This window comes from Sneathiella sp. (assembly GCF_029233945.1).
GTDB lineage: Bacteria > Pseudomonadota > Alphaproteobacteria > Sneathiellales > Sneathiellaceae > Sneathiella.
The window spans coordinates 1-21,397 of the sequence record NZ_JARGOQ010000045.1; the positions used below are offsets into that span (position 1 = coordinate 1).

General features: G+C 53.2%; 19 protein-coding genes and 1 pseudogene. 7 read left to right on the forward strand and 13 right to left on the reverse strand.

The genetic code is table 11. From position 1 onward, the window contains the following. The 4 genes and pseudogenes from P1U71_RS13675 to P1U71_RS13690 form a co-directional block, all read right to left on the reverse strand. Window positions 1–285 (reverse strand): annotated as a pseudogene (locus tag P1U71_RS13675) (coproporphyrinogen III oxidase); the annotation flags it as partial. After that, window positions 282–1,076, reverse strand: coding sequence for a helix-turn-helix domain-containing protein (locus P1U71_RS13680; protein ID WP_301106172.1), 795 nt, complete (start codon window positions 1,074–1,076; stop codon window positions 282–284). The gene P1U71_RS13680 and the pseudogene P1U71_RS13675, both read right to left, overlap by 4 nt. A gap of 276 nt (window positions 1,077–1,352) precedes the next feature. Beyond that, window positions 1,353–3,140, reverse strand: coding sequence for an acyl-CoA dehydrogenase family protein (locus P1U71_RS13685; protein ID WP_301106173.1), 1,788 nt, complete (start codon window positions 3,138–3,140; stop codon window positions 1,353–1,355). A 48-nt stretch (window positions 3,141–3,188) separates the two neighbouring features. Beyond that, window positions 3,189–4,976: an acyl-CoA dehydrogenase family protein gene (locus P1U71_RS13690; RefSeq protein ID WP_301106174.1), complete on the reverse strand. Its 1,788-nt coding sequence runs from the start codon at window positions 4,974–4,976 to the stop codon at window positions 3,189–3,191. Window positions 4,977–5,109: 133 nt separating this feature from the next. Here P1U71_RS13690 and P1U71_RS13695 point away from each other — a divergent pair, with 133 nt between their 5' ends. From P1U71_RS13695 to P1U71_RS13705, 3 genes are read left to right on the forward strand one after another with little or no spacing between them, the layout of a single operon-like run. Further along, window positions 5,110–5,997 (forward strand): LysR substrate-binding domain-containing protein, encoded by an 888-nt coding sequence (locus P1U71_RS13695; protein ID WP_301106175.1) that lies wholly within the window; start codon window positions 5,110–5,112, stop codon window positions 5,995–5,997. A gap of 60 nt (window positions 5,998–6,057) precedes the next feature. Beyond that, window positions 6,058–7,557 (forward strand): helicase HerA-like domain-containing protein, encoded by a 1,500-nt coding sequence (locus P1U71_RS13700; RefSeq protein ID WP_301106176.1) that lies wholly within the window; start codon window positions 6,058–6,060, stop codon window positions 7,555–7,557. Between the two features lie 48 nt (window positions 7,558–7,605). Further along, window positions 7,606–8,250, forward strand: a complete 645-nt coding sequence (locus P1U71_RS13705; protein ID WP_301106177.1) for an MBL fold metallo-hydrolase — start codon at window positions 7,606–7,608, stop codon at window positions 8,248–8,250. Between the two features lies 1 nt (window position 8,251). Here P1U71_RS13705 and P1U71_RS13710 read toward each other — a convergent pair whose 3' ends face one another. Together P1U71_RS13710 and P1U71_RS13715 are read right to left on the reverse strand one after the other, a co-directional pair. After that, a complete protein-coding gene (locus tag P1U71_RS13710) occupies window positions 8,252–9,445 on the reverse strand; it encodes a mandelate racemase/muconate lactonizing enzyme family protein (RefSeq protein ID WP_301106178.1) in 1,194 nt (397 codons plus the stop codon). A 5-nt stretch (window positions 9,446–9,450) separates the two neighbouring features. After that, window positions 9,451–10,533: a Zn-dependent alcohol dehydrogenase gene (locus P1U71_RS13715; protein WP_301106179.1), complete on the reverse strand. Its 1,083-nt coding sequence runs from the start codon at window positions 10,531–10,533 to the stop codon at window positions 9,451–9,453. 248 nt (window positions 10,534–10,781) lie between these two features. Here P1U71_RS13715 and P1U71_RS13720 point away from each other — a divergent pair, with 248 nt between their 5' ends. The 3 genes from P1U71_RS13720 to P1U71_RS13730 are packed head-to-tail and all read left to right on the forward strand — an operon-like array spanning window position 10,782 to window position 13,720. Continuing rightward, window positions 10,782–11,810, forward strand: a complete 1,029-nt coding sequence (locus P1U71_RS13720) for a TRAP transporter substrate-binding protein (protein WP_301106180.1) — start codon at window positions 10,782–10,784, stop codon at window positions 11,808–11,810. 30 nt (window positions 11,811–11,840) lie between these two features. Next, window positions 11,841–12,338 carry a TRAP transporter small permease gene (locus P1U71_RS13725; RefSeq protein ID WP_301106181.1) on the forward strand — a complete coding sequence of 166 codons (498 nt, stop codon included), beginning with the start codon at window positions 11,841–11,843 and terminating at the stop codon, window positions 12,336–12,338. Beyond that, window positions 12,335–13,720, forward strand: coding sequence for a TRAP transporter large permease (locus P1U71_RS13730; protein WP_301106182.1), 1,386 nt, complete (start codon window positions 12,335–12,337; stop codon window positions 13,718–13,720). Before P1U71_RS13725 ends, P1U71_RS13730 begins: the two co-directional genes overlap by 4 nt. Here the strand turns inward: P1U71_RS13730 and P1U71_RS13735 are convergent. From P1U71_RS13735 to P1U71_RS13745, 3 genes are all read right to left on the reverse strand, one after another. Beyond that, entirely contained in the window at window positions 13,712–15,112 is a 1,401-nt protein-coding gene (locus P1U71_RS13735; protein ID WP_301106183.1) for an adenylate/guanylate cyclase domain-containing protein, read from the reverse strand. The genes P1U71_RS13730 and P1U71_RS13735 overlap by 9 nt on opposite strands. A gap of 139 nt (window positions 15,113–15,251) precedes the next feature. Then, on the reverse strand, window positions 15,252–16,106 hold the full coding sequence (locus P1U71_RS13740) for a DUF3108 domain-containing protein (protein ID WP_301106184.1): 855 nt from the start codon (window positions 16,104–16,106) through the stop codon (window positions 15,252–15,254). A gap of 100 nt (window positions 16,107–16,206) precedes the next feature. Beyond that, the gene (locus tag P1U71_RS13745) at window positions 16,207–17,007 is read right to left on the reverse strand and encodes an undecaprenyl-diphosphate phosphatase (RefSeq protein ID WP_301106185.1); all 801 of its coding nucleotides are present in this window, start codon (window positions 17,005–17,007) and stop codon (window positions 16,207–16,209) included. 169 nt (window positions 17,008–17,176) lie between these two features. Here P1U71_RS13745 and P1U71_RS13750 point away from each other — a divergent pair, with 169 nt between their 5' ends. Beyond that, window positions 17,177–17,827: a 2-hydroxychromene-2-carboxylate isomerase gene (locus P1U71_RS13750; RefSeq protein WP_301106186.1), complete on the forward strand. Its 651-nt coding sequence runs from the start codon at window positions 17,177–17,179 to the stop codon at window positions 17,825–17,827. A 10-nt stretch (window positions 17,828–17,837) separates the two neighbouring features. Here the strand turns inward: P1U71_RS13750 and P1U71_RS13755 are convergent, their stop codons facing one another. The 4 genes from P1U71_RS13755 to P1U71_RS13770 all read right to left on the reverse strand — a co-directional run bounded on the left by P1U71_RS13755 (window position 17,838) and on the right by P1U71_RS13770 (window position 21,346). Next, window positions 17,838–18,017 (reverse strand): hypothetical protein, encoded by a 180-nt coding sequence (locus tag P1U71_RS13755; protein WP_301106187.1) that lies wholly within the window; start codon window positions 18,015–18,017, stop codon window positions 17,838–17,840. Between the two features lie 126 nt (window positions 18,018–18,143). Further along, window positions 18,144–19,058 (reverse strand): agmatinase, encoded by a 915-nt coding sequence (gene speB / locus P1U71_RS13760; protein WP_301106188.1) that lies wholly within the window; start codon window positions 19,056–19,058, stop codon window positions 18,144–18,146. A 20-nt stretch (window positions 19,059–19,078) separates the two neighbouring features. Continuing rightward, window positions 19,079–20,113 (reverse strand): deoxyhypusine synthase, encoded by a 1,035-nt coding sequence (locus P1U71_RS13765; protein WP_301106189.1) that lies wholly within the window; start codon window positions 20,111–20,113, stop codon window positions 19,079–19,081. Between the two features lie 36 nt (window positions 20,114–20,149). Next, window positions 20,150–21,346 (reverse strand): type III PLP-dependent enzyme, encoded by a 1,197-nt coding sequence (locus P1U71_RS13770; protein WP_301106190.1) that lies wholly within the window; start codon window positions 21,344–21,346, stop codon window positions 20,150–20,152. Window positions 21,347–21,397 lie beyond the last annotated feature (51 nt).

Sequence of the window (21,397 nt, forward strand, 5' to 3'; positions counted from 1 at the left end):
CTGCAGCGCATCCGTGAGCATCTTTAGCTCAGCGCGCAATGCCTTCGCATATTTGCGGACCGGGTCATATCGGGCAACAACCTTGGTGTGACAACCGCAATACCAGCACATCTTCTGGCAAAAGGGCACATGAAGATAGAGCGATAGCGGCTTTTGCGGATCAAGCGCCTGTAGCCAGCTCTTGTATATCTGCCCAGTGACGTTGGGAGTGAAATGCGGTGCCGTCGGATAGCTGGTGTAACGGGGAACGGATTTATTGATCAACTCCCCCATCGCCTTTGTCATTTTTCACCTTCCGCCAGACTTTTCAGCCATGCTCTATCCTTGATGAGGATTGAATGGTTTGACGGCACTTCCAATAGACCCATTTTTCTGAGTTTCGTGATAGTCCGGCTGACCGTTTCAATAGTCAGGCCCAGAAAATCAGCAATATCATTCCGGCCCATTGTGAGCTCTACCTGAATTTCATTGCTAGGGTTGCCGCTGGCTTTTCCGGCGCGATTGATCAGGAAAGTCGCGACTTTCTCAATCGGAGTTTTGCGACCCAGTAATATAGCATGGCGGCGAAGTGCAAGCAGTTCATCAAGAACCTTTGCTGTCAGGGCTGTCTGAATAGACGGCATTTCCGTCAAAAACTTGTCCAGCGCCTTAATCGGAATCTGGCAGACCACGGTATCGCAAACGGCTTCCGCATCCGACTGGTAGTATCCATTTTTCTCCTCGCCAATTACTTCACCGGCGGACTTGAAGGCTGTCACTTGTCGACGCCCATCATCCAACAGATTGGCGAGCCTGATCTCTCCCGTCACAACGCTGTAGAGATACTTCGCTTCTTCAAATTCCCGATAAACGGACTGCCCCGTCTTAACCAGCCTTGTTCTGACATTGCGGGCGAATTCTTCCAACTCCTGATCTTTCAGGCCAGAACAAATGGCTTGGTTATGGGCACTGCAGGTCGCACAAGGTCCACCCGCAACGCCTTTACGCTCGGCCGTCGGATTTATTACCAATGATTCAGGCGAAGCAACCTCCACCTCCGTCAATGATGAAATACGCGTATCAATGGATGCCAACATAACACGTACGCTCCCCTATTCCGTTTAATTCCCGATCAGCCAGCAAGCCAGCCTCTCCCAAGCATATTTCAGCCTTTTCCGACATCGTTCCATGTGGTGAGATGACGCAGGGCAAATAATACACTAGAAATTGGTGAAATTGGTACAGAGAACGTGAATTTTTTACAGTTTTATTAGCCTTCAGGCAAAAAAATCCCCGGCAGCGACATAATGCCACAGTCGGGGAATACTGTCGATTTCGCGTTCGTTTCTTATCGTTTTATTCTGCTAATCGGCTTAAATTCGTAGCAGATCGGCCGCGACATCAAGCGGGACATCTGCATCATTCAGCAGGTAATTTCCCGCCTCAATTTCGAATCTGCTATCCCCGTTGCTGAGCGGGTCATGTGGGCGTAACCGCGTGTCCATCACCAGTCTGGCGAGAAGCATCCGGCGGGCATCGCCGCCTGCTTGACCCAGCGCAGCCCCCTCTGTTGCCAGCAAGGTCGCCGTCGTGACATGATAGAGCGCATCAGATGCCTGTCGTGCCCGAGTTTCATTGCCGGACTTGGCGATATCTTCCGCAAATTTCTTTGCCCGATCAACAAGACCGGAAAGCTCTCCGGCAAATTGCCCGGGAAGACCATTTGCGCCTTGCAACCGGTCCTTCAAATCATCCGCCAGATCTTCATGAGCACCGGTCTTTGCAACGGCACGGGTTGTAATATCCAGTGCATTGATATTTGAGGTGCCTTCCCACAGCAATCCCGTATGCGCGTCCCGGACAAGACGGGAATTCACCCAATCCTCTATCAGACCATTTCCGCCCCGAATTTCGAGTGCGCCGGTTGCTACCGGCACGTTATCACGGCAAGCCCTGAACTTAACGAGCGGGGTCAGAATTCGATTGAGCCGCGCCGCCGCCTCATCCCCGCCTTCGGCTTTATGCAAAACGGAGGAAACATGCATAATCATCGATAGAACCTGCTCCGTCGGGACCATCAGCTTCAGCAGTTGCCGCCGCAGGAGAGGCTTGTTGATAATCGGCTCGCCAAAGACATCTCGGGTTCTGGCCGTCACCATTGCCTCGTTCAGGCAACGGCGCATCATGCCGGCTGCCCTTACCCCATGTGAGAGGCGGGACATGCTGACCTGATCCATCATTTGGCGTAAACCCGGATTGGGCTTCGCACCGACGTCGCCGAAAGCATACCCAACGGCACCATCGAAGATGATCTCACCGGACGCCATGGATTTCGTCCCCATCTTGTTCTTCAGGCGAACAATCCGGTAGTTGTTACGCTCCCCGTTATCCAGCGTGCGCGGAACAGCAAAAATCGCAAGGCCGGAATTCCCCTCCGGCGCCCCTTCCGGCCGGGCGAGGACGAGGCTCACTTCCGCATCGGCGCTGGAGCAGAACCATTTATCGCCATAGAGCCGCCATTCGCCATTTTCCTGGCGTGCCGTCACCGCAAGATTGGCAACCTCGGAGCCACCGATCTTTTCTGTCATGAACTGCGCACCGCGATAAAGCTCTTCCATATCCTGGCTGCGCATCTTGTCGAGGAATTTGTCCTTGGCAGCTTCAGGACCATATCGCTCCAGCAGCATAGAAGACGTATCCGTCAGGGAAATCGGGCACATAAGGCCGAATTCAGCCTGTGTAAACAAATACTGGAACACATATTTCGCCATCGGCGGAACCTTGGTCGGCCAGCCATGCACGCCTTCCTTTCGTGACATGCAATGAATACCGAAGTCGCCATATCCGATCTTCTCCATCTCGCGGAAAGCGGGATGATATTCAATCCAGTCACGATTGCGACCCCGCGCATCGCGCGGATGCAGGATCGGCATATGGGATTCGCAAATCCGCGCGAGTTCGTCGAGACGGTTGCCCGCCACTTCGCCGAGCTGCCGATAGACGGGAATCATATGCTCCCTGAGGTCATCGGGCAGATAAAGCGTCAACAGATCCTGAAGACTCTTATCAATCTCGAAGAAATTGAGGCCATGGCAATCTGCCGCCACCCAGTCTTCAAGCTCCCGCTCATCCCGGTTTTTGATTTTGACTTCCATATTCATAATAATTCTTCCCGCAGATCTTTTCTCTTTTTGGCGACTGCCATCCCCTTACAGAGTAAGGATACGGTTCGCTTCTTCAAGGCTGACCGGCGCATCATTGAGAAGTACATCCGTTGCCGCTGTATCGAAAGCATCCGCTTCAATCGACAACGGATTGGCCGCGCCAAGTTTATGATCAATTATCATACGCGAAAGAAGCAAGCGACGGGCATCTTTTCCGGCGGCACCGAGTTCCGCGCCCTCATTCGCCATCAGAGTTGCTGTCGTCACATGATAAAGCGCGCTTGCGGCCTTGCGGGCATGGGTTTCCATACCCCGCCGGGCGACTTCCTCGGCAAATTTTACGGACTGATCCACCAGACCTTTAAGCTGTCCGGCATACTGGCCCGGCAATGCGTTATTCGCATCGATCTGTTTGGTAAGATCTTCCGCAAGATCCTCATGCGCGCCCATACGGGCAATAGCCCGCGTCGTCACATCGAGGGAGTTAATGTTGGAGGTCCCTTCCCAGAGAACACCAAGATGCGCATCCCGGACAAGGCGCGGATTGACCCAATCCTCGATATAGCCGTTACCGCCGCGCACTTCCATGGCACCGGTCGCAACACGAACATTGTCGCGCGCCGTTCGGTATTTCAGAAGTGGCGTCAGGATACGGGTCCGTCTCGCGGCTTTCTCGTCTCCCTTTTCACCCTGTTCAAGGTTGACCGCGACATACATAAACATCGAAAGGGCCTGCTCCGTCGGGACCATCAGCTTCATAAGCTGACGACGCAGCAATGGCTTATCGATAATTGTTTCCCCGAATGCCTTGCGGTAATTGGCAACCGTCAGCGCCTCGTTCAGGCAGCGGCGCATCATTGCCGCCCCGCGCACACCATGCGACAGTCGGGAGAAATTCACCTGATCCATCATCATCTTGAGGCCCTTGTTCGGATGCGCGCCAACCTCCCCAAGCGGATAAGCCGAGGCCCCTTCGAAAATAATTTCTCCGGATGCCATGGATTTGGTGCCGAGCTTATCCTTCAACCGGACAATACGATATGGATTGCGGCTGCCATCCTCCCGATGCCGCGGCATGGCGAAAAGGGCAAGGCCGCTGTTTCCTTCAGGCGCGCCTTCTGGCCGGGCCAACAACAAGGCAACGTCTCCATCGGCGCAGGAGCAGAACCATTTTTCGCCATAGAGTTTCCATTCCCCGTCCTCAAGACGCGCCTCAAGCGCGATCTGAGAAACATCCGATCCGCCCGTCTTTTCCGTCATGAACTGGGCACCCTTCAGGATCTTGTCCATATCCTGGCTATACATCCGATCAAGCAACTTCTCCTTGGTGGCCTCGTCCGCATAGCGTTCAATCAGCATGGCTGATGTATCGGTGGCCGAGATCGGGCAGAGCTGACCAAACTCAGACTGACCGAAGAGATACTGAAATACATATTTCCCGATCGGCGGGACTTTCTCCTGCCAACCGAGCACACCCTCCCGATGGGACATGCGGTGGAAGCCGAAATCCTTGAAGGCGACCTCTTCCATCTTACGATAGGACGGGTGAAACTCGATCCAGTCCTCGTTGCGGCCACGGGCATCGCGGGCATGGAGGATCGGGCCGCGCTTGTCTGCGTCCCGTGACCAGTCATCAAGCTGGTTGCCGGAAATTTCGCCGAGGCGGTTGAAATGCGGCTCCATATGCTGACGCAAATCCTCCGGCATATAGATATGCAGCAGGTCGCGCAGACCGTTATCTACTTCAAAGAAGTTAAGGCCATGACAATCCGGCGCGATATAGTCAGAGAGTTCCTGAGGTTTAAATTCCTGTTTTTTATGTAAAAAAGTCATATCTATCCCGCTTTTTCAGTTGGCCGTCGATGGCTCATATTTCGGCGCATATAATGGGCAAATCGATAACCATGGACAATCGATAATTCAGCATAGTATAATTGAAAAAAACTCACGCAGGACTTTGTCATATATGCTTCATATTCCCTCCACATCTGGGCTTAGGGCATTTGACGCAGCTTGCCGCTATTTGAGCTTCAATCAAGCAGCGGAGGAGCTTGGCGTCACCCCGGGAGCGGTTAGTCGGCAAATCCAGACATTAGAACAATATTTGGGAAAAACGCTCTTTCATCGCCATCACAAGCGCATAGAACTGACCGCCGTCGGTCGGCAGTATCTCGCCGAAATTACCCTACCGCTTGAGAAGATCGCGGCGGCGTCGGCCCGCCTGAGAAGCGAAACACGACGCAATGCGGTTTCCATATGCGCCTACCCCACTTTTGCGTTGCGCTGGCTGATCCCGCGATGGGCCGATCTTTATGAACATCATCCGGACATCGATGTTCAATTGATCACCTCTCTCAATCCAGCGGATTTTGAACGGGATGATTTTGACCTCTCCATCCAGGTCCTTCCCGATGGGACAAGTCTGACCGGTATGCGGATCGACAAGCTGCTTGAAGTGGTCACCTATCCTGTTTGCAGCCCGGATTTGGCCAAAAAATTCTCCCGCCCCGAGGATTTACGCGACGCAATTTTTGTCCATGAAAGCCCCCGCCCAACTGACTGGCCACGCTGGCTCGCGGAAGCCGGTGTTGACGGCATCAATTCCAGCAAGGGCCTGCATTTCGAGAGTGCCAATATGGCGTTGCACGCAGCGGAGAATGGCTTGGGCATTGCGATCGGCATTGACGCGCTGGTACAGGAGTCAATCGCGGCGGGGCGGCTAGTGAAACTATTCGATGTAGACCGCCGCTCCAACCACTCCTTCCATCTTGTATCTTCGGCGCGCAAAGCCACACGGCCGAAGCTTGCTGCGGTGCGCGAATGGATGCTTGAGGCAGCGGGACAACCGGTATAAATTCAGATTTCGATTTTCCATTTTTGCCGACCCGATCTTGAATTAAGGAAGTTACTGACCATGACCTGTTTGCAAAGCGATGGTATTTTTATCGGCAAGAGCGATGATGGCACCGGCAGCAATCAATATCTTCCGCTGAAATGGGGGAATCGCCACGGTCTGATCGCGGGCGCGACCGGTACGGGGAAGACCGTCACCCTGCAAGTCCTCACAGAAGGATTTTCAAGCGCGGGTGTCCCGGTATTTCTCGCTGATGCGAAAGGCGACCTCTCCGGCCTCTGCCATACATCGGATATGCAGGATTTCCTGACCAAACGAGCCAATAAAATTGGCTTCGGGGAGGAGTATAAAGGCGCGGCCTATCCTGCCGTTTTCTGGGATTTGTTCGGGGAACAAGGCCATCCCGTTCGGACGACCATTTCCGAAATCGGCCCCCTGCTTCTCTCCCGCATGCTAGAGCTGAACGATACACAGGAAGGCGTAATGAATATCGCTTTCCGCGTCGCGGATGAACAGGGCCTTTTACTGCTGGATCTGAAAGACCTACGCGCCCTTCTCGGTGTTGTGAATGAACAAAGAAAAGAGATTTCCGCGATTTACGGGAATGTCTCGCCGCAGTCGATCGGTGCGATCCAGCGCGCGTTGCTCCGCCTTGAAGATCAGGGCGCAGACAAATTCTTCGGCGAACCTGCGCTTGATCTTCGGGATTTTATGCGCACCGATCATGAAGGGCGCGGCATGGTCAATATTCTCGCCGCTGACAAGCTGATGAATTCGCCGCGGCTCTACGGCACCTTTCTGCTCTGGATGCTGTCTGAGCTTTTTGAAGAGCTGCCGGAAGCAGGTGATTCCGATCGACCCAAACTGGTTTTCTTCTTTGATGAAGCGCATCTATTGTTCGATGATGCACCGAAGGCGCTCCTTGAAAAGGTGGAACAGGTTGTTCGCCTGATCCGGTCCAAGGGCGTCGGGGTCTTTTTCGTTACGCAAAGCCCGGATGATATTCCGGATTCCGTACTGGGACAGCTTGGCAACCGGATACAACATGCGCTTCGCGCCTTTACCCCGAAGCAGCAAAAGGCAATTCGCCTCGCCGCCCAGACATATCGGCCCAACCCCGCCTTCGAAGTGGAGGATGTGATCACCACTCTCGGCGTGGGAGAGGCGCTGGTTTCCACATTGGAGAATAAAGGCGAGCCATCAATCGTAGAGCGGACTTTGATCCGCCCGCCGTCTTCCAAACTCGGGCCAGTCAGTCAGGCAGAGCGAAAACGGGTCTTGAACGACAGTACGCTCGCCGCTAAGTATGACGAGACGATTGATAATGAATCGGCCTATGAAATTCTTCAGGAACGTGCGGAAAAGGCGGCAAAGGCAGCGGAAAAAGCAAAGGTCGAAGCGGAAGCTGCCGAGACAAAAAAGGCGCCTGCGCGCCGATCGAACCGGCAAAGTGTTGGGGAGGCTGCGATCAAATCTCTCACCCGCGCCGTCAGTTCTTCGTTCGGGCGCAGCATTGCCAAGGCCCTCCTTCGTGGTATTCTCGGCGCCCTTAAAAGATAAAGTAATAGCAACAAACAAAGGACGGAGCGTATTGCGCTTCGGTAGTTTATGAAAGCCGTCATCATTCCCGTTACCCCATTCGCCCAGAACTGCAGCCTGATCTGGTGCGAGGAAACCATGAAGGGCGCCGTGACTGACCCCGGCGGAGATCTGGAGCGTGTTCTTGAGGCCGCGGAAAAGCATGGAGTGACAATCGAGAAAATCCTGATTACCCATGGCCATCTCGATCATGCGGGCGGTACAAAAGAACTTCATGAAAAACTTGGCGTTCCGATTGAAGGCCCGCACAAGGACGACAAGTTCTGGATCGATCAGCTCCCGACGCAATGCGCGAGATATGGCTTTCCTGAATCTTTCGCCTTCACGCCGGATCGCTGGCTGGAGGATGGGGACACCATCACTGTCGGGAACGAGGAATTCACCGTCGTGCATTGCCCTGGACATACGCCCGGTCATGTCGTTTTCGTCAATCTGAAAGAACGGGTCGCGATCGTCGGGGATGTATTATTCCAGGGATCCATCGGTCGGACAGATTTTCCGCGCGGCAACCATGAGGACCTGATTCATTCCATTCGCGAAAAGCTTTGGCCTTTGGGGGACGACATCACATTCATTCCGGGGCATGGAAATCTCTCCACCTTCGGTCAGGAACGGGAGACTAATCCCTTCGTGGCCGATATGAACTTCGGCTGAGTTATTCAAAGACCACCGGGTCATCGACCATTTCAAGATGTAGCTGATCGCCCGTGAAGGGATGACGGGCGATAACGTCTTCATCCAGTTCGATCCCGAGCCCCGGTTTCGTTGGCGGGATAATATACCCCTCCTCCCACTGAATCGGTTCCTTCAGGATTTCCGAATGGAAATCACCCATGGCGTTGATGCTCTCCTGGATCAGAAAATTCGGGGTGCAGGTACTGAGCTGGATATCGGCCATTGCCGAAACAGGGCCGCAATACATATGTGGTGCTATCTGCGCGTAATAAACCTCGGCCATGCTGGCGATCTTCTTACCCTCCAACAGCCCGCCAACACGCCCGAGCGCCATTTGCAGGATTGAGGCCGCGCCACTTTCCAGGACGCGATGAAACTCATACTTCGTACAGAGCCTTTCTCCGGTCGCGATCGGGATCGTTGTCTGGCGCGAGAGCTTAGACATTTCATTTGCGTTTTCCGGCGGGGTCGGCTCCTCAAACCAGAGAGGGTCATATTTCTCCAGCCGGCGCGCGAGACGGATGGCGCCCGAGGTCGTTAATTGCCCATGAGTACCGAATAGCAGATCGGCTTTATCGCCGACGGCTTCGCGCACCCGCGCAACCAGCTTTTCCGAGAGATCCATTCGCCCAAGTGATGGTTGGCGCGGATCGAAAGCGGAGTACGGCCCCACTGGATCGAATTTTACACCGGTAAATCCAAGCGCGACATTCTCCGCCGCCCGCTCTGCCGCCAGGTCGGGGTCGCTATAAACGTCCGCCGCATCCCCGTCTTTTGGGTAGAGATACGTATAACAGCGGAGTTTTTCACGAACCTTACCCCCTAAAAGCTCATAAACCGGTTTATCTGTTTCTTTCCCGATAATGTCCCAGCAGGCCATTTCCAGCGCGCTCAAAACCGCCATCATGGCCGAGTCAGGTCGCTGAGTGTATCCGCTGGAATAAACCCGCCGCCAGATCCGCTCGATATGAAAGGGATCCATCCCGAGAAGACGCCGGGCGAAAACATCCTCGATCATCTTGACTGTCACATCCGGATGAAACGGCGCGGCATAGGCTTCGCCTATTCCGCTTACACCGCTGTCAGTCGTCAGCTTGACGAATACCCAGAACTGCCCACCCCAATGAGGGGGAGGCGTGCCGACAACGAAGGTTTCAAGATCGGTTAGTTTCATAACATCTACTCAAATATGATTACGTTTCTGAGAGCTTTGTCCGCCCGCACTTCATCAATTGCCTCGTTGATCTCTTCAAGCGGATAGCGCCCCGTGATCAATTCATCCAGCTTCAGCCGTCCGGCCCCATACAGCGCGACAAGTTTCGGGATGTCGATACGCAACCGTGTCGATCCCATTTTACTGCCGAGAATTTTCTGGCCCGATCCGGCGATATTACCCGCCTCGACTGCGATCTTCTGTCCTGTCGGCGGCATGCCGACAATCACCAGCGTCCCGGAGGGCGCGAGAAGATCCAGACCCTGCTCGAATGCCTTCGGGCTACCTGCCGCAACAAATACATAATCGGCTCCCCGCCCGTGGGTCAGCGCACGGACCTGCTCCGCCGCATCATTCGCGAGCGGGTTGACCGTGTGCGTGGCACCAAATGTACGCGCCGCAATCAATTTCTCTTCCACCAGATCAAGGGCAATAATCGGCGCCGCGTTTACCAGCGCCGCCCCCTGCACTGCATTGAGGCCGACGCCGCCACATCCGATCACCACGACGGAAGAGCCATACTCCACCTCAGCCGTATTGACGACCGCGCCAAGCCCCGTGATAACCCCGCAAGAAAGAAGCGATGCCGCATCCAGCGGAAAGTCCCTGGGGAGGGTCACCAGCTGCGACTGATCGACAACAACCTCTTCGGCAAAGGCACCGGTATGGAGGCCCTGCCCTACCTTTTCACCTTTTTCTGATGTCAGGCGACTGTTCATGTCGATTGGAAAGGAGGTCGAGCAAATAAATGGCTCCCCATTTTCGCAGTCCGCACAATGCCCACAGGACCGAATAAGCGTGACGAGAACGTGATCACCCGCCTGAATATTGCGCACGCCCGCACCGGTTTCTACAACGATGCCAGCGGCTTCATGCCCGAGTACCAACGGAAGCGTACCACCCCAACCGCCATCCATATAGGTAATGTCCGAATGACATATTGCGCAGGCCGCCAGCTTGACCCGCACCTCCCCCTCTTGTGGCTGTGCGATCGTGATATCCTCAATTTGCAGCGGTTTGTTAAACTCCCTGCAGACAGCAGCTTTCATGTATCACTCCCTGATTTTATATTAATGGCAAGTCTTCATGAACCCGGACCGGAAAGTCAATCATAGCCTTTTCACATCAGTCATTTTTTTTGCCCGTTTGTTGATGATTACAAAATTCCATTCCATGCATTTTACGAATAGCGCGAAGCATAAACTTATTTTACGCCCGATCTATTATCGCTAATGTCAATATTATCGCTGCGTATCCATTGTCGAAGAACAAGAGTGGCGAAATTGGGAGGATACATATGAAAAAGCTATTTGGTTTAACTTTGGCAACCGCAATGGCGGTTACCGGTGCGATTTCGGCGCATGCCGCTGAAGTCACCTTAACCCTGCATCACTTTCTAAGCCCCAAAGCGCCCGCACATACAAAAATGCTGCAGCCTTGGGCGGAAAAGATCGCTAAAGACTCTAACGGCCGCATTGAGGTCAAGATTTTTCCGTCAATGGCGCTTGGCGGCAAGCCGCCGGAACTTTATCAGCAAGTCCGTGACGGAGTTGTGGATATGGTCTGGACGGTTCCGGGCTACACGCCGGGTGTTTTCCCGCGCATAGAGGTTTTCGAATTACCGACAGTTCACAAGGGTGACGCCAAGGCAACGAATGCCGCCATTCAGGAAATATTCCCGATGATTGCCGAGGATTTTGCTGATGTGAAACCGCTTCTTGTCCATGTACATGCTGGAAACGCCTTGCATACCTCATCCAAGAAAGTTGCATCGCTTGATGATGTGAAAGGCATGAAAATCCGCACACCGTCCCGCAGTGGTGGCTGGATGATCGAGGCATGGGGCGCGGATCCTGTTGGAATGCCACTACCCGACCTGCCGCAGTCCCTTTCAAAGGGCGTTGTAGAGGGCGGTCTCGTTCCGTTCGAGATTTTCCCGCCATTCAAGCTGGCGGAGCTTACCAAATACTCCCTCGTTGGTGGGGATAATGAGCGGTTCGGTACGGCAACATTCCTCTTCGCGATGAACAAGGACAGCTATAACAACCTGCCGGATGACCTTAAAAAAGTGATCGACGATAACATCGGACCCGCTTTTTCCGAAGAGATGGGCGTTGTCTGGAACAATGTTGAAAAACCCGGTACAGGCATGCAGGAAAAATCCGGCGGCGAGATTGTCCATCTTGATGCTGCGTCAAAGGGCACATTTGACGAAGTCGGCGGCAAGGTTGTGGCGCGATGGGTCAGTGAAGTGAGCGACCGCGGTATCGACGGCCAGAAACTTGTCGATGCGGCGCGAAAAGCGATTGCAAAGCACTCCAACTAATATCGTCTCTAACAGCTTCAAGGGGTAAGAATGCCTAAAAAACTGGACTGGATCATATCCGGCTGGGCCTTATTAGCGGGCATTCTTACCCTTCTAATTGTTCTTGTAACAACAATTAACACGGCCACCTTCGGGGCGGACAAGATTGCTCGCCTCTTTGACGCAAATATCGCTGGTCTGTCGGGCTATGAGGATTTTGTTCGTCTTGCAATCAGTGCTGCCGCGCTAATGTTTTTCCCTTATTGCCAGCGGCAGAAAGGGCATGTCGCGGTTGACCTGTTCGCAGAGCATTTTTCTACTCGCACCCAGTATATGCTCAATAGCGTTATTCTGATTTTGACGACCCTTCTCGCATTGTTTCTGGCCTATTGGATGACCCTCGGGATGATATCCGCATATGAGGATTTTGCCTCCTCTCCCATACTAGGCTGGCCAAACTGGCCGTTCTATGTCCCCGGAATCCTGTCCCTGATCCTCTGGGCTGTGGTTGCGGCAACGCAACTTAGCGAGAAAGGGGCAAAAGAGTGAGCGGTGAAATTATTGGCGTGATCGGCCTCGGTGTTCTCTTTGTCCTTCTGGCCATTCGGATTCCTGTCGGGCTTGCCATGGTTCTGGTGGGGATCGGCGGCAACTTCGCATTAAGCCTTGCCCTGCCCTACCTTCGTTTTGAGCCCTATCTACATCAATTCAAAAGCTTGCTCTGGAACTCGGTCGCTAATTACGACCTTTCCGTTGTCCCGCTTTTTATCCTGATGGGCTATCTTGCTTCCAACGCCAATCTCAGCCGCGATCTATTTCAGGGCGTCAATGCCTTCGCCGGGAAATACCGGGGCGGTGTCGCCATGTCAGCCATCGGCGCCTGCGCCGGCTTTGGTGCCGTTTGCGGCTCCTCCCTCGCCACCGCCTCGACAATGGGACGGGTCGCCCTGCCTGAACTGAGACGGCTTAATTATGCGCCGGGCTTCGCGACCGGCGTGCTGGCGGCCGGAGGCACGCTCGGGATACTCATTCCCCCATCAGTGGCGCTTGTAATTTATGCAATTATCGTCGAAGCCTCAATTCTTGAGATGTTTCAGGCGGCGATTATTCCCGGCCTCATCGCAGTTCTCTTCTTCATCTTCGCAATCGCTGTAATGGTGCGGATCAAGCCCTCTCTCGCGCCAGAGGCCCAACCCATGGCCAAAGAGGAACGGCGCGTTGCCATCCGACGCCTTATTCCGGTCGTGGTTATCTTTGGCGTGATTATCCTGGGTCTTGGACTTGGTCTATTTACCCCGACGCCTGCAGCCGGGATCGGCGTCTTTCTCATACTTGTATATGGTCTTTATCTTCGCCGTTTTGGCGAAGGACTGAGCCTTGCAGGCATCAAGGAGTCCCTTCTGGCCACCGCAGTTACAAGCGGGATGATTTATTTCATCCTGTTCGGTGCGGAGGTCCTGAAAGGCTTTTTCACTCGTGCCGGACTACCGGAAGCGTTAGCGAACTGGGCCGGTGCCACCAGCCTTGATCCGCTGTCGATCATTGTAGTCATGTTGATTGCGTTGATAATCCTTGGCTGTTTTATGGATTCTCTTTCCATGATCCTCGTTGTCGTTCCCTTTTTATGGCCGGTCCTTGTTGAAATTAACGGCGGAGACTACGTAACCGCAGACACGGCTGCGTTCGCCATGGATGCGAATGAGCTGAAAATCTGGTTTGGCATCCTTGCGCTCATTGTCATTGAACTCGGGCTGATAACGCCTCCAGTGGGCCTGAATGTGTTTATTATCAGCGCCCTCGCGAGAGATGTGAAAATGGCGGATACCTTTAAGGGCGTCATACCGTTTTTCGGGATCGAGATACTGCGTATTGCGCTGATCCTCCTCTTTCCGGTAATCGCCCTGTTCGTTCCCCGGCTTCTCTCAGGTTAAGCCGGGGGGAAGCGTCAAGGGTTGAAGCCAGGTCTTCACCGTTTCATCGCGACCGCGAATTGCCTGAGTACCATTTTCGACGTATCTCAGATCCCGAGCAATTTTCTCGCCCCCTGCAGCCTCCATCAATTCTCCACTAACAACAACGCGTGCGTTCAATTCTCGCGTCAATGATTCGAGCCGACTGGCGACATTCACAACGTCACCAAGCACTGCGTATTCAAGCCGCCGCTCGGAACCAATATCTCCAAGCACCACCGTGCCGTAGTGAATGCCGACGGATAACCGGATAGCTGTTGCCCCTTCTTTCACCCGCTGCTCATTCCAGATTTCCATCGCCTGATGCATGGCGGCCGCACAACGGAGTGCATTCGCCGCGTCCTCTGCCGTCGTTACAGGGGTGCCGAAAGTCGCCATCAACCCGTCACCGAGGAATTTGTCTAGCGTCCCATGATTATCGAACACGCAGGCCTCCATCCGGGCATGGAATTGCCGTAGCACTCCAACTATTCGCTCGGGCGTTTCCGCCTCCGCCATTTTTGTAAAGCCGACAATATCCGCGAACAGAACCGCCACCGGCTGCGCCCTCACCTCGCCAAGCGGTTGATCACTTTCAGCAAGAGTATCGACAATATTCGGCGGGAAATGCCGGGAAAGATTTGCGCGTTCGCGCGCCACACCGGCCTGACGCACGAGCAGACGGCTGGTTCGCCATCCATTCAGGCCCAGTATGCCCGCAACAAGGGCAAAGATTAGCACTTCCTGAATTCGTGGCTCAATCGGGATGGTTCCCGGATCTACAAAATGTGCGATATTCGAATATCCGCCCAGTACTTCCCGCACACTTTCAGAAATCTCTGCGATCGCATCCGGCTGACTTACAGCCCAAAAATAGGCCCCGATCCAGAGAGCGACCGTAAATATGGTGACCGGCAGCAAGGTTCGCCATGAATAGGCAAGGGCTGCACCCGCCAAAAGAATGAAGAAATATGGAAAATTACCAAACTTAAACTGCATCGCCACCGACCAGGGACGCGGATCCCAGGGATTCGGCACGACCAACACAATCGTCAATAAGGCAAGATCAAAAAGGATCAACAACAACTCTGCTCGTGACCGTTCCACCCGACCGATTTTAATCTGTGCCCAGCCGATCAATAAAAAGCCAACGATCAATACTTCATAATAAAGGACATACCAATTCGGGCTGAGATAAATTAGAAAAGCACCTATTATAAATAGGGAAATGGTCCTCGCCCGTACCGCAAGCATAAGCCCTTCGCGCTTGTTCTGGTTCAATGCCTCATAAAGGTATTTGTTATTCTCAATATCCGGAAGATCATCCCTGCGTCGCATCTGACGCAACCCGTCAATCAAACTTGTCTCCGCCATTGCGCGCGCTCCATCAACGCAGATCCATTCATCTTTCCTGAACGATCCGGGCAACCCATAGAAGAAGAATTAGTTGTAACCATGCTTCTTTAGTCCGTTCCCCGAGCTATTGCCATACATCCCATATGAAAAATAGCCTTTACTTCGAATTATTGCTCACCAGTTTTACAGGACCTTCACGATAACGGTCGAGATGCATTTCCATCATGCCAAACTGGGTTTCCATTCGCATACGGACCGGGACGACATGGCCATTTTCGATAGGAGATCCGGCCCAGACGATAACGTCCTGTTCATTATTGGCATTGCGGTCAGAATCCTGATTTACCCGAAAGCCGCCCTTTCTGACGATATCAATCTTGCACCCAATGGCATTCCCCTCGAATACGGAGTAGCGAGAGGGCTTGAAATAACGCTCAGGTTTTTCCGAAAGCATTAGATCATAACGACGATGACCGTCAAAGATTGGCAGTTCGGCATTACACCCCATACCCTTCTCCAAACGGTTGGTCATCGTCAAAATGGCCGTCATCGGATCAAGGGTATTCGTAAGACTCGCGGGGTCAATCGGTGTCAGCTTGCCTAACGTATCGTCGCGAGTGTCCGTTTTCTGCACTTTCACCTCGCCCGCATTATCGTAATCCATTGAGACTATACGCACATTGTCGTTCCATGTGCTTTTATGCTGATGCTGACGCGGGAAAAATTTATCCAGGCTGACAAGGCCTTCGGTTTCGCCTTTGGCAAACCAGTTAAGCACCCAATTAAATGCCGCATTGGTACGGGCCGCACTTTCAATTTTGTAATTACTTTTGCCCTGCCGCACCTCAGTTTCTATACTACCGAGATACAACCCGCCCAGATAAACGGAATAGTGTAAATCCGTTTCATCCTCCATCGCGGATACAGGTCGTGACAGGAAAATCAGGGCGAGAAAAATCCCCGCCCCGACAAGCGGTAAGGTCTTCAAGCTTCTCTTTCGCAAGGCAGCCATGCGTAACCTGTCCCCATTCACCTTTTAGGAGAAATGGTGTTTCAGACAGGATTAATCAAGCAATTTGATTGTGGCACTCACTGTTAAGAGGGAGCTGGCCCTAGGTCAAGAAATAAAGGGCGAGAAGGAAAGCCCCCAGAATTAACCGATAGATGATGAAGGGCATAAAGCCGATCTTCTCGATCCAGCGCATCAGGAGGCTGATAACCATAAAGGCGATCAGGCAGGCAATGACACCGGCAAGCACGGCATCGAACCCGACCTGGGCATCCCCCATCTTAATCAGATGATAGGTCGCGAGCGTTCCCGCACCGAGAATTGTCGGAATGGAAAGCAGTATGGAAAAATGAGCGCCGTCGCTCCGGCTTAGGCCACGCATGCGGGCCGCGGACATCGTGATCCCTGATCGGCTGGTCCCGGGAAGGAGGGAGAGAACCTGAAAAAGCCCGATAATGAACGAATCCCGCACGGTGATTGTTTCAATCTTCTTCGTCACCGGGAATTTTTTGTCCGCCCAGCCAAGAAACAGCCCGAAAAGAATCGTCGTTGCCGCAACCAGCAGGATCGACCGGAGTTCTCCCTGAATAAGATAATACATGCCGCCCCCCGCAATTACGATGGGAATGCTGGCGATAAGGATATGCCACCCTAGTCGCCGTCCCTCTGAGGCGGAATGATCCGTCGGGCGCAGGAATGCCCATGCTATTTGCTGGACGTCTTTTCTGAAATAGGCAATTACCGCCACAAGCGTCCCGACATGGACCGCGATATCAATCGTTTGCCCCTGATCCGCCCAGCCCGTAATTGTCGGGATAATCAGGAGATGGCCGCTGGACGAAATAGGCAGAAATTCGGTAATCCCCTGAATGGCCGCAAGCACTAAAATATGAAAAAATGGCATATTATCCCTTAAACTGGACTTCAGGGTACGGCACAAAACTGCCCACAATTTTCATTGAAAATCGCCGGCATCCACTCAACCCGCTGCGGCGAAAAAGAAAATTACTTGGCTGCGGGCACTATAAAGATTTATTGTGAACAAAAAGTAACAAATAACAATGGAGAAAACCATGCCCCACAGCGTTGATCTTTTCTGGTCGTTCAGAAGCCCCTATTCGTATCTTGCGATGCGTCGTATCCTGGAATTGAGGAATGAGTACGACCTTCAGGTCAATGTACGGCCCGTTTATCCTATTGCCATCCGCACCCCCAAATTCTTCAAGGATGTGCATCCGCTGTGGATCGACTATCTCATGACCGATATTCAGCGGGTCGGCGATATGAACGGCATTTCGATTTCCTGGCCGAGGCCCGACCCCGTAAAAATGAACCGACAGACAAAGGAAGTTCCGGCGGAGCAACCCTATATCCATCGACTGACCCATCTCGGGATTGCTGCGGCGGAAACGGGCGATGGGCTTGATTTTATTGACAATATTTCCCGCCTTCTGTGGAATGGGGAGGTGCGCGGCTGGCATGAAGGTGATCATCTTGCCAAAGCGGCGGCGAAGGCTGGTTTCGATCTTACGCATCTTGACGGTCTTATCGAGAAAGATTTTGCCGGATATACTGCCAAGGTCGAGGAAAATCAGGCCGCCCTTGAAAAATCCGGTCATTGGGGCGTTCCCACCCTTGCCTACAAGAACGAGGCGTTCTTCGGTCAGGATCGGGTAGATGTCTGTCTTTGGCGTATGAAACAGAATGGTCTGGCTGCTCGGTAAAATCCTTTTGTTATTGGATGGAGGCGCTTTTCTCGGATGGAGCTTTTTTAAGATATGCCGTCTGTGCCTGCGCTTTTTCCGTAGTTGTTTCGGATGCCATGGCGATATTCAGAACGACGGCCAGCGCCAGCCCACCCATAACGGTAACGAGGCCGATTTGCTGGCGACATGACCTGGCCGCTGACATCATCCGGATGAAACCGTTCCTCCGATTCTGTGAAAATCTCGCTTTATCCATTTCCTCATCCTCCTGTTATGGCAGGTAAGATGACGGGGAAATAAGGCCGATTTTATCCAAAAAAGAGGAGAAATTTTGCTATTTTCTGGGCAGTCCACCTGAAAAAGCGTGAGCAAGTATCTTGTAAGCCAGTTTGGCCGCCAGGAAATTCGGCGCGTGAAATCCGTCAATCGGCGCAAGCTCATTGATATCAGCTCCAACAATATGCCCGACTTTGGAGGCCGCCTTAATGATATTGATCGCGTCATTCCAGAACAGTCCGCCCGGCTCCGGCGTGCCTGTTGCCGGCATCACTGATCCATCAAACCCGTCGAGGTCGAACGTCAGATAAATCGGCCGGTCTTTAAGCGGGGCAACGATATCCTCAACCCGCCAGCTTTCGCGATCCTTGCCCCAGTGGATCGTGATACGATGCCGGTTCGCGTCCAGAAACGGGATTTCCTCCGCCGAAATATTGCGTATCCCGATCGAGACAATAGGCACAGTCGGATGATCAAGCACGCGACGGATCGCGGCAGCATGGGAATAATGCTCCCCTTCATACCCGTCACGAAGATCTGCATGGGCGTCAAAATGCAGAATGATCAGATCATCAAATTGTTCAAGAAAGGGCCGGATCGCGCCGGGCGTGATGGAATGTTCCCCACCGAAAACGAGGGGGAATTTGTCATCCGCCAGCACCTTACCTGTTAGGCCTGCCAGATCGTCGATTGCCGCCTTGATATTGCTCCCGTCGACGGGTTTTTCCCGCATGGTCACGACCCCAAAGTCGCGAAAAGGCTCGCACCAGAGATCCTCATCGAAAAGCTCCACCTGATGGCTTGCCTCAATCATGGCGGCGGGGCCCAGGGCAGTCCCCCCCCCATAGCTGACGGAACCTTCAAGACCAAAGGGGATTATCACCGCTTTGGCCGTTTCATAATCAACGGCTTCTTCAGCGGGCAACCCAAGGAACCCCTCTTCCGGCGGGAGAATATCAAATGGCGCCTTCATGGCTTTAATCCAGCAATCCGTTACTGAAACAACTTCGAGAATCTTTTCGGCTTACGGTTCTTCCATACGCCGCGGTGATAGGCGTCTGATGCCAACAGCGGAATAACTGATGACGCTTCAGCGAAGACCATCTGCTCCAGGTTTGTGCTGACCTTACCCCAGCTCGCGGCCTCTTTCAGGGTTGAGGAGGAGCAGGCACCGTCACGGACATCGGCGACAGAAATCTGCACTGCATATTTATGCACATCCACTTCTTTGCCGAGGATTTCTGCGCAGACTACCGTATCCTGGACGAAGTTCTTCGGAACACCGCCACCAACCATCAACAAACCTGTGGTACCTGCGGCAATCTTGATTTCCGTCAACTCGCGAAAATCCTTTACGCTATCGATACTGAGATGCGCGTCCGGATTTTCCACCTGATGCTTGACCAAGCCGAAGCCAGCAGAGCAATCGGAAAAAGCCGGTACGAAAATCGGCACATCATGATCATAGCAGGTTTCAATAAGAGAATTTTTCTTAACCGCATTGGTCTTCAGCCAGCGGCCCATTTCCTGGATAAATTCCCGGGAGGAATAGGGTCGACGCTCCAGCCCGTCGGCGATCGCCTTGATCGTCTCATCGCAATTCTGCAGTTCTTCTTCGTCGATATAGGTATCGTAAATACGATCAATATAAAGCGCCCGCAACTCATTATCATCGACCGTACTGTCAGCCTGATAATGACGAAAACCGAGGGCTTCGAAAAAGTCCATGTCCACGATGGAGGCGCCAGTGGACACAATCGCGTCCACCATGCCCAGTTCCACGAGATCCCGATAAACATGCATGCAACCCCCGGCGGAGGTTGAACCCGCGAGGGTCAGGATAACGGCGCAGTCTGGATCCTCCACGGCCATGTTGAAAATCTCCGTCGCCCGGGCGAGATCACGCGAGGTGAAGGACATCTTGCCCATGGCGTCTATGATCGGACGGGCGTCGAAACTTTTGATATCGATATGCTCGACGGTCTTCGAAAGGAGGGCCGCCTTATCGTTACTTTGAGAGGTTTTCATAATTGTCACCTCAATACCTTATATAAAATGGTTGCGTTACGCGAACTCGGTGTCGTTTTCAATCGCAACGATGGTTTCGGAATAAAATCCGTTAAATTTGGTTTGCATGGCATATCCATACGCTCCCAAATGCCGGAAAATAAGCCAATCGCCTTCACATACATCGTCGGGAAGTGACAAACGATCCTGCATCTTATCGATGCTATCGCAGGTCGGACCGTAGAGCTGGAAAAGCGACATTTCCGACGGCACTTCCAGCCTTCCGGCGCGGTAAAGCTCAATCGGATAAGACCATCCCAACTGCCCTGCGTCAAATAACGATCCATAGGTTCCATCATTCAGGTAGAGGGACTGCCCACGGCGTAGTTCTACCCGCACTGCAACCGCACCGCCTGTGGCAACCATGGCCCGGCCTGGCTCACAGAAGATCTCAAGATCTTCAAAGCCGCATTCCATCAGGGCTTTGGCAATGGCATCGAAATAATCCTGTAGCGGTACCGGCTCCATATCCGGGTAGGAAATCGGAAAGCCACCGCCGACATCAATCATATCGATCTTGACACCGCAGCCTTCCAGCATATTCGCGATGTTGTAGATAGCATTCACATAAGCCTCTACCGCAAGGCACTGGGACCCAACATGGAACGTCACGCCGACTTTCTCGGCAATCTGGCGGGCATGCGTGAGGAGAAGCGGTGCTTCCATCAATGTCGCGCCAAATTTATTGTCCAGCGGATAAGCTGCCCCGACCTGCGAGACGCTGAGCCGGAGCATCAGAGACAGGTCTTCAGCGTGACCGGTTTCCTGCTTTATCTTGCGAAGCTCATCCAGGCTGTCAAAAGCAAAATGGCGCACACCTAACGCATAGGCGCGGGCAATCGCCTGCCGGCTTTTGACCGGGTGCATGAAATAGAGCTGCGCCATTGGAAAATCCCGGCGCAGATTTTCAATCTCCCGGATCGAGGCGACTTCAAAATGGCGAATGCCCGCAGCCCACAGCAGGCGCAGAAGCGCCGGATGCGGGTTGGCTTTCGCCGCATAAAGACATGTACCTGGAAATCCGGAAAGAAAGGTGTTGGCCGCCTCTGTAATCCTGTCGATATACAGAAAGTGGACAGCATCGTTTGACTGCTCGATTTCAAGAGCTGTCGCTTCGTTTTCATATCGCCGCAAACCGGCTAGGGCTTGCTCGCGATCAGCGACATAGCCCTCACAATCCTGGAGCAGTTGCAATTCTAATGTTCCACCTGTTTAGTTGTTGAAGCCCAATTTTTTCGGTGAAGC

Coding starts and splice junctions, on each gene's coding strand:
- P1U71_RS13680 (WP_301106172.1), bottom strand. CDS start 1,076: ATGTTGGCATCCATTGATACGCGTATTTCATCATTGACGGAGGTGGAG.
- P1U71_RS13685 (WP_301106173.1), bottom strand. CDS start 3,140: ATGAATATGGAAGTCAAAATCAAAAACCGGGATGAGCGGGAGCTTGAA.
- P1U71_RS13690 (WP_301106174.1), bottom strand. CDS start 4,976: ATGACTTTTTTACATAAAAAACAGGAATTTAAACCTCAGGAACTCTCT.
- P1U71_RS13695 (WP_301106175.1), top strand. CDS start 5,110: ATGCTTCATATTCCCTCCACATCTGGGCTTAGGGCATTTGACGCAGCT.
- P1U71_RS13700 (WP_301106176.1), top strand. CDS start 6,058: ATGACCTGTTTGCAAAGCGATGGTATTTTTATCGGCAAGAGCGATGAT.
- P1U71_RS13705 (WP_301106177.1), top strand. CDS start 7,606: ATGAAAGCCGTCATCATTCCCGTTACCCCATTCGCCCAGAACTGCAGC.
- P1U71_RS13710 (WP_301106178.1), bottom strand. CDS start 9,445: ATGAAACTAACCGATCTTGAAACCTTCGTTGTCGGCACGCCTCCCCCT.
- P1U71_RS13715 (WP_301106179.1), bottom strand. CDS start 10,533: ATGAAAGCTGCTGTCTGCAGGGAGTTTAACAAACCGCTGCAAATTGAG.
- P1U71_RS13720 (WP_301106180.1), top strand. CDS start 10,782: ATGAAAAAGCTATTTGGTTTAACTTTGGCAACCGCAATGGCGGTTACC.
- P1U71_RS13725 (WP_301106181.1), top strand. CDS start 11,841: ATGCCTAAAAAACTGGACTGGATCATATCCGGCTGGGCCTTATTAGCG.
- P1U71_RS13735 (WP_301106183.1), bottom strand. CDS start 15,112: ATGGCGGAGACAAGTTTGATTGACGGGTTGCGTCAGATGCGACGCAGG.
- P1U71_RS13740 (WP_301106184.1), bottom strand. CDS start 16,106: ATGGCTGCCTTGCGAAAGAGAAGCTTGAAGACCTTACCGCTTGTCGGG.
- P1U71_RS13745 (WP_301106185.1), bottom strand. CDS start 17,007: ATGCCATTTTTTCATATTTTAGTGCTTGCGGCCATTCAGGGGATTACC.
- P1U71_RS13750 (WP_301106186.1), top strand. CDS start 17,177: ATGCCCCACAGCGTTGATCTTTTCTGGTCGTTCAGAAGCCCCTATTCG.
- P1U71_RS13755 (WP_301106187.1), bottom strand. CDS start 18,017: ATGATGTCAGCGGCCAGGTCATGTCGCCAGCAAATCGGCCTCGTTACC.
- speB (WP_301106188.1), bottom strand. CDS start 19,058: ATGAAGGCGCCATTTGATATTCTCCCGCCGGAAGAGGGGTTCCTTGGG.
- P1U71_RS13765 (WP_301106189.1), bottom strand. CDS start 20,113: ATGAAAACCTCTCAAAGTAACGATAAGGCGGCCCTCCTTTCGAAGACC.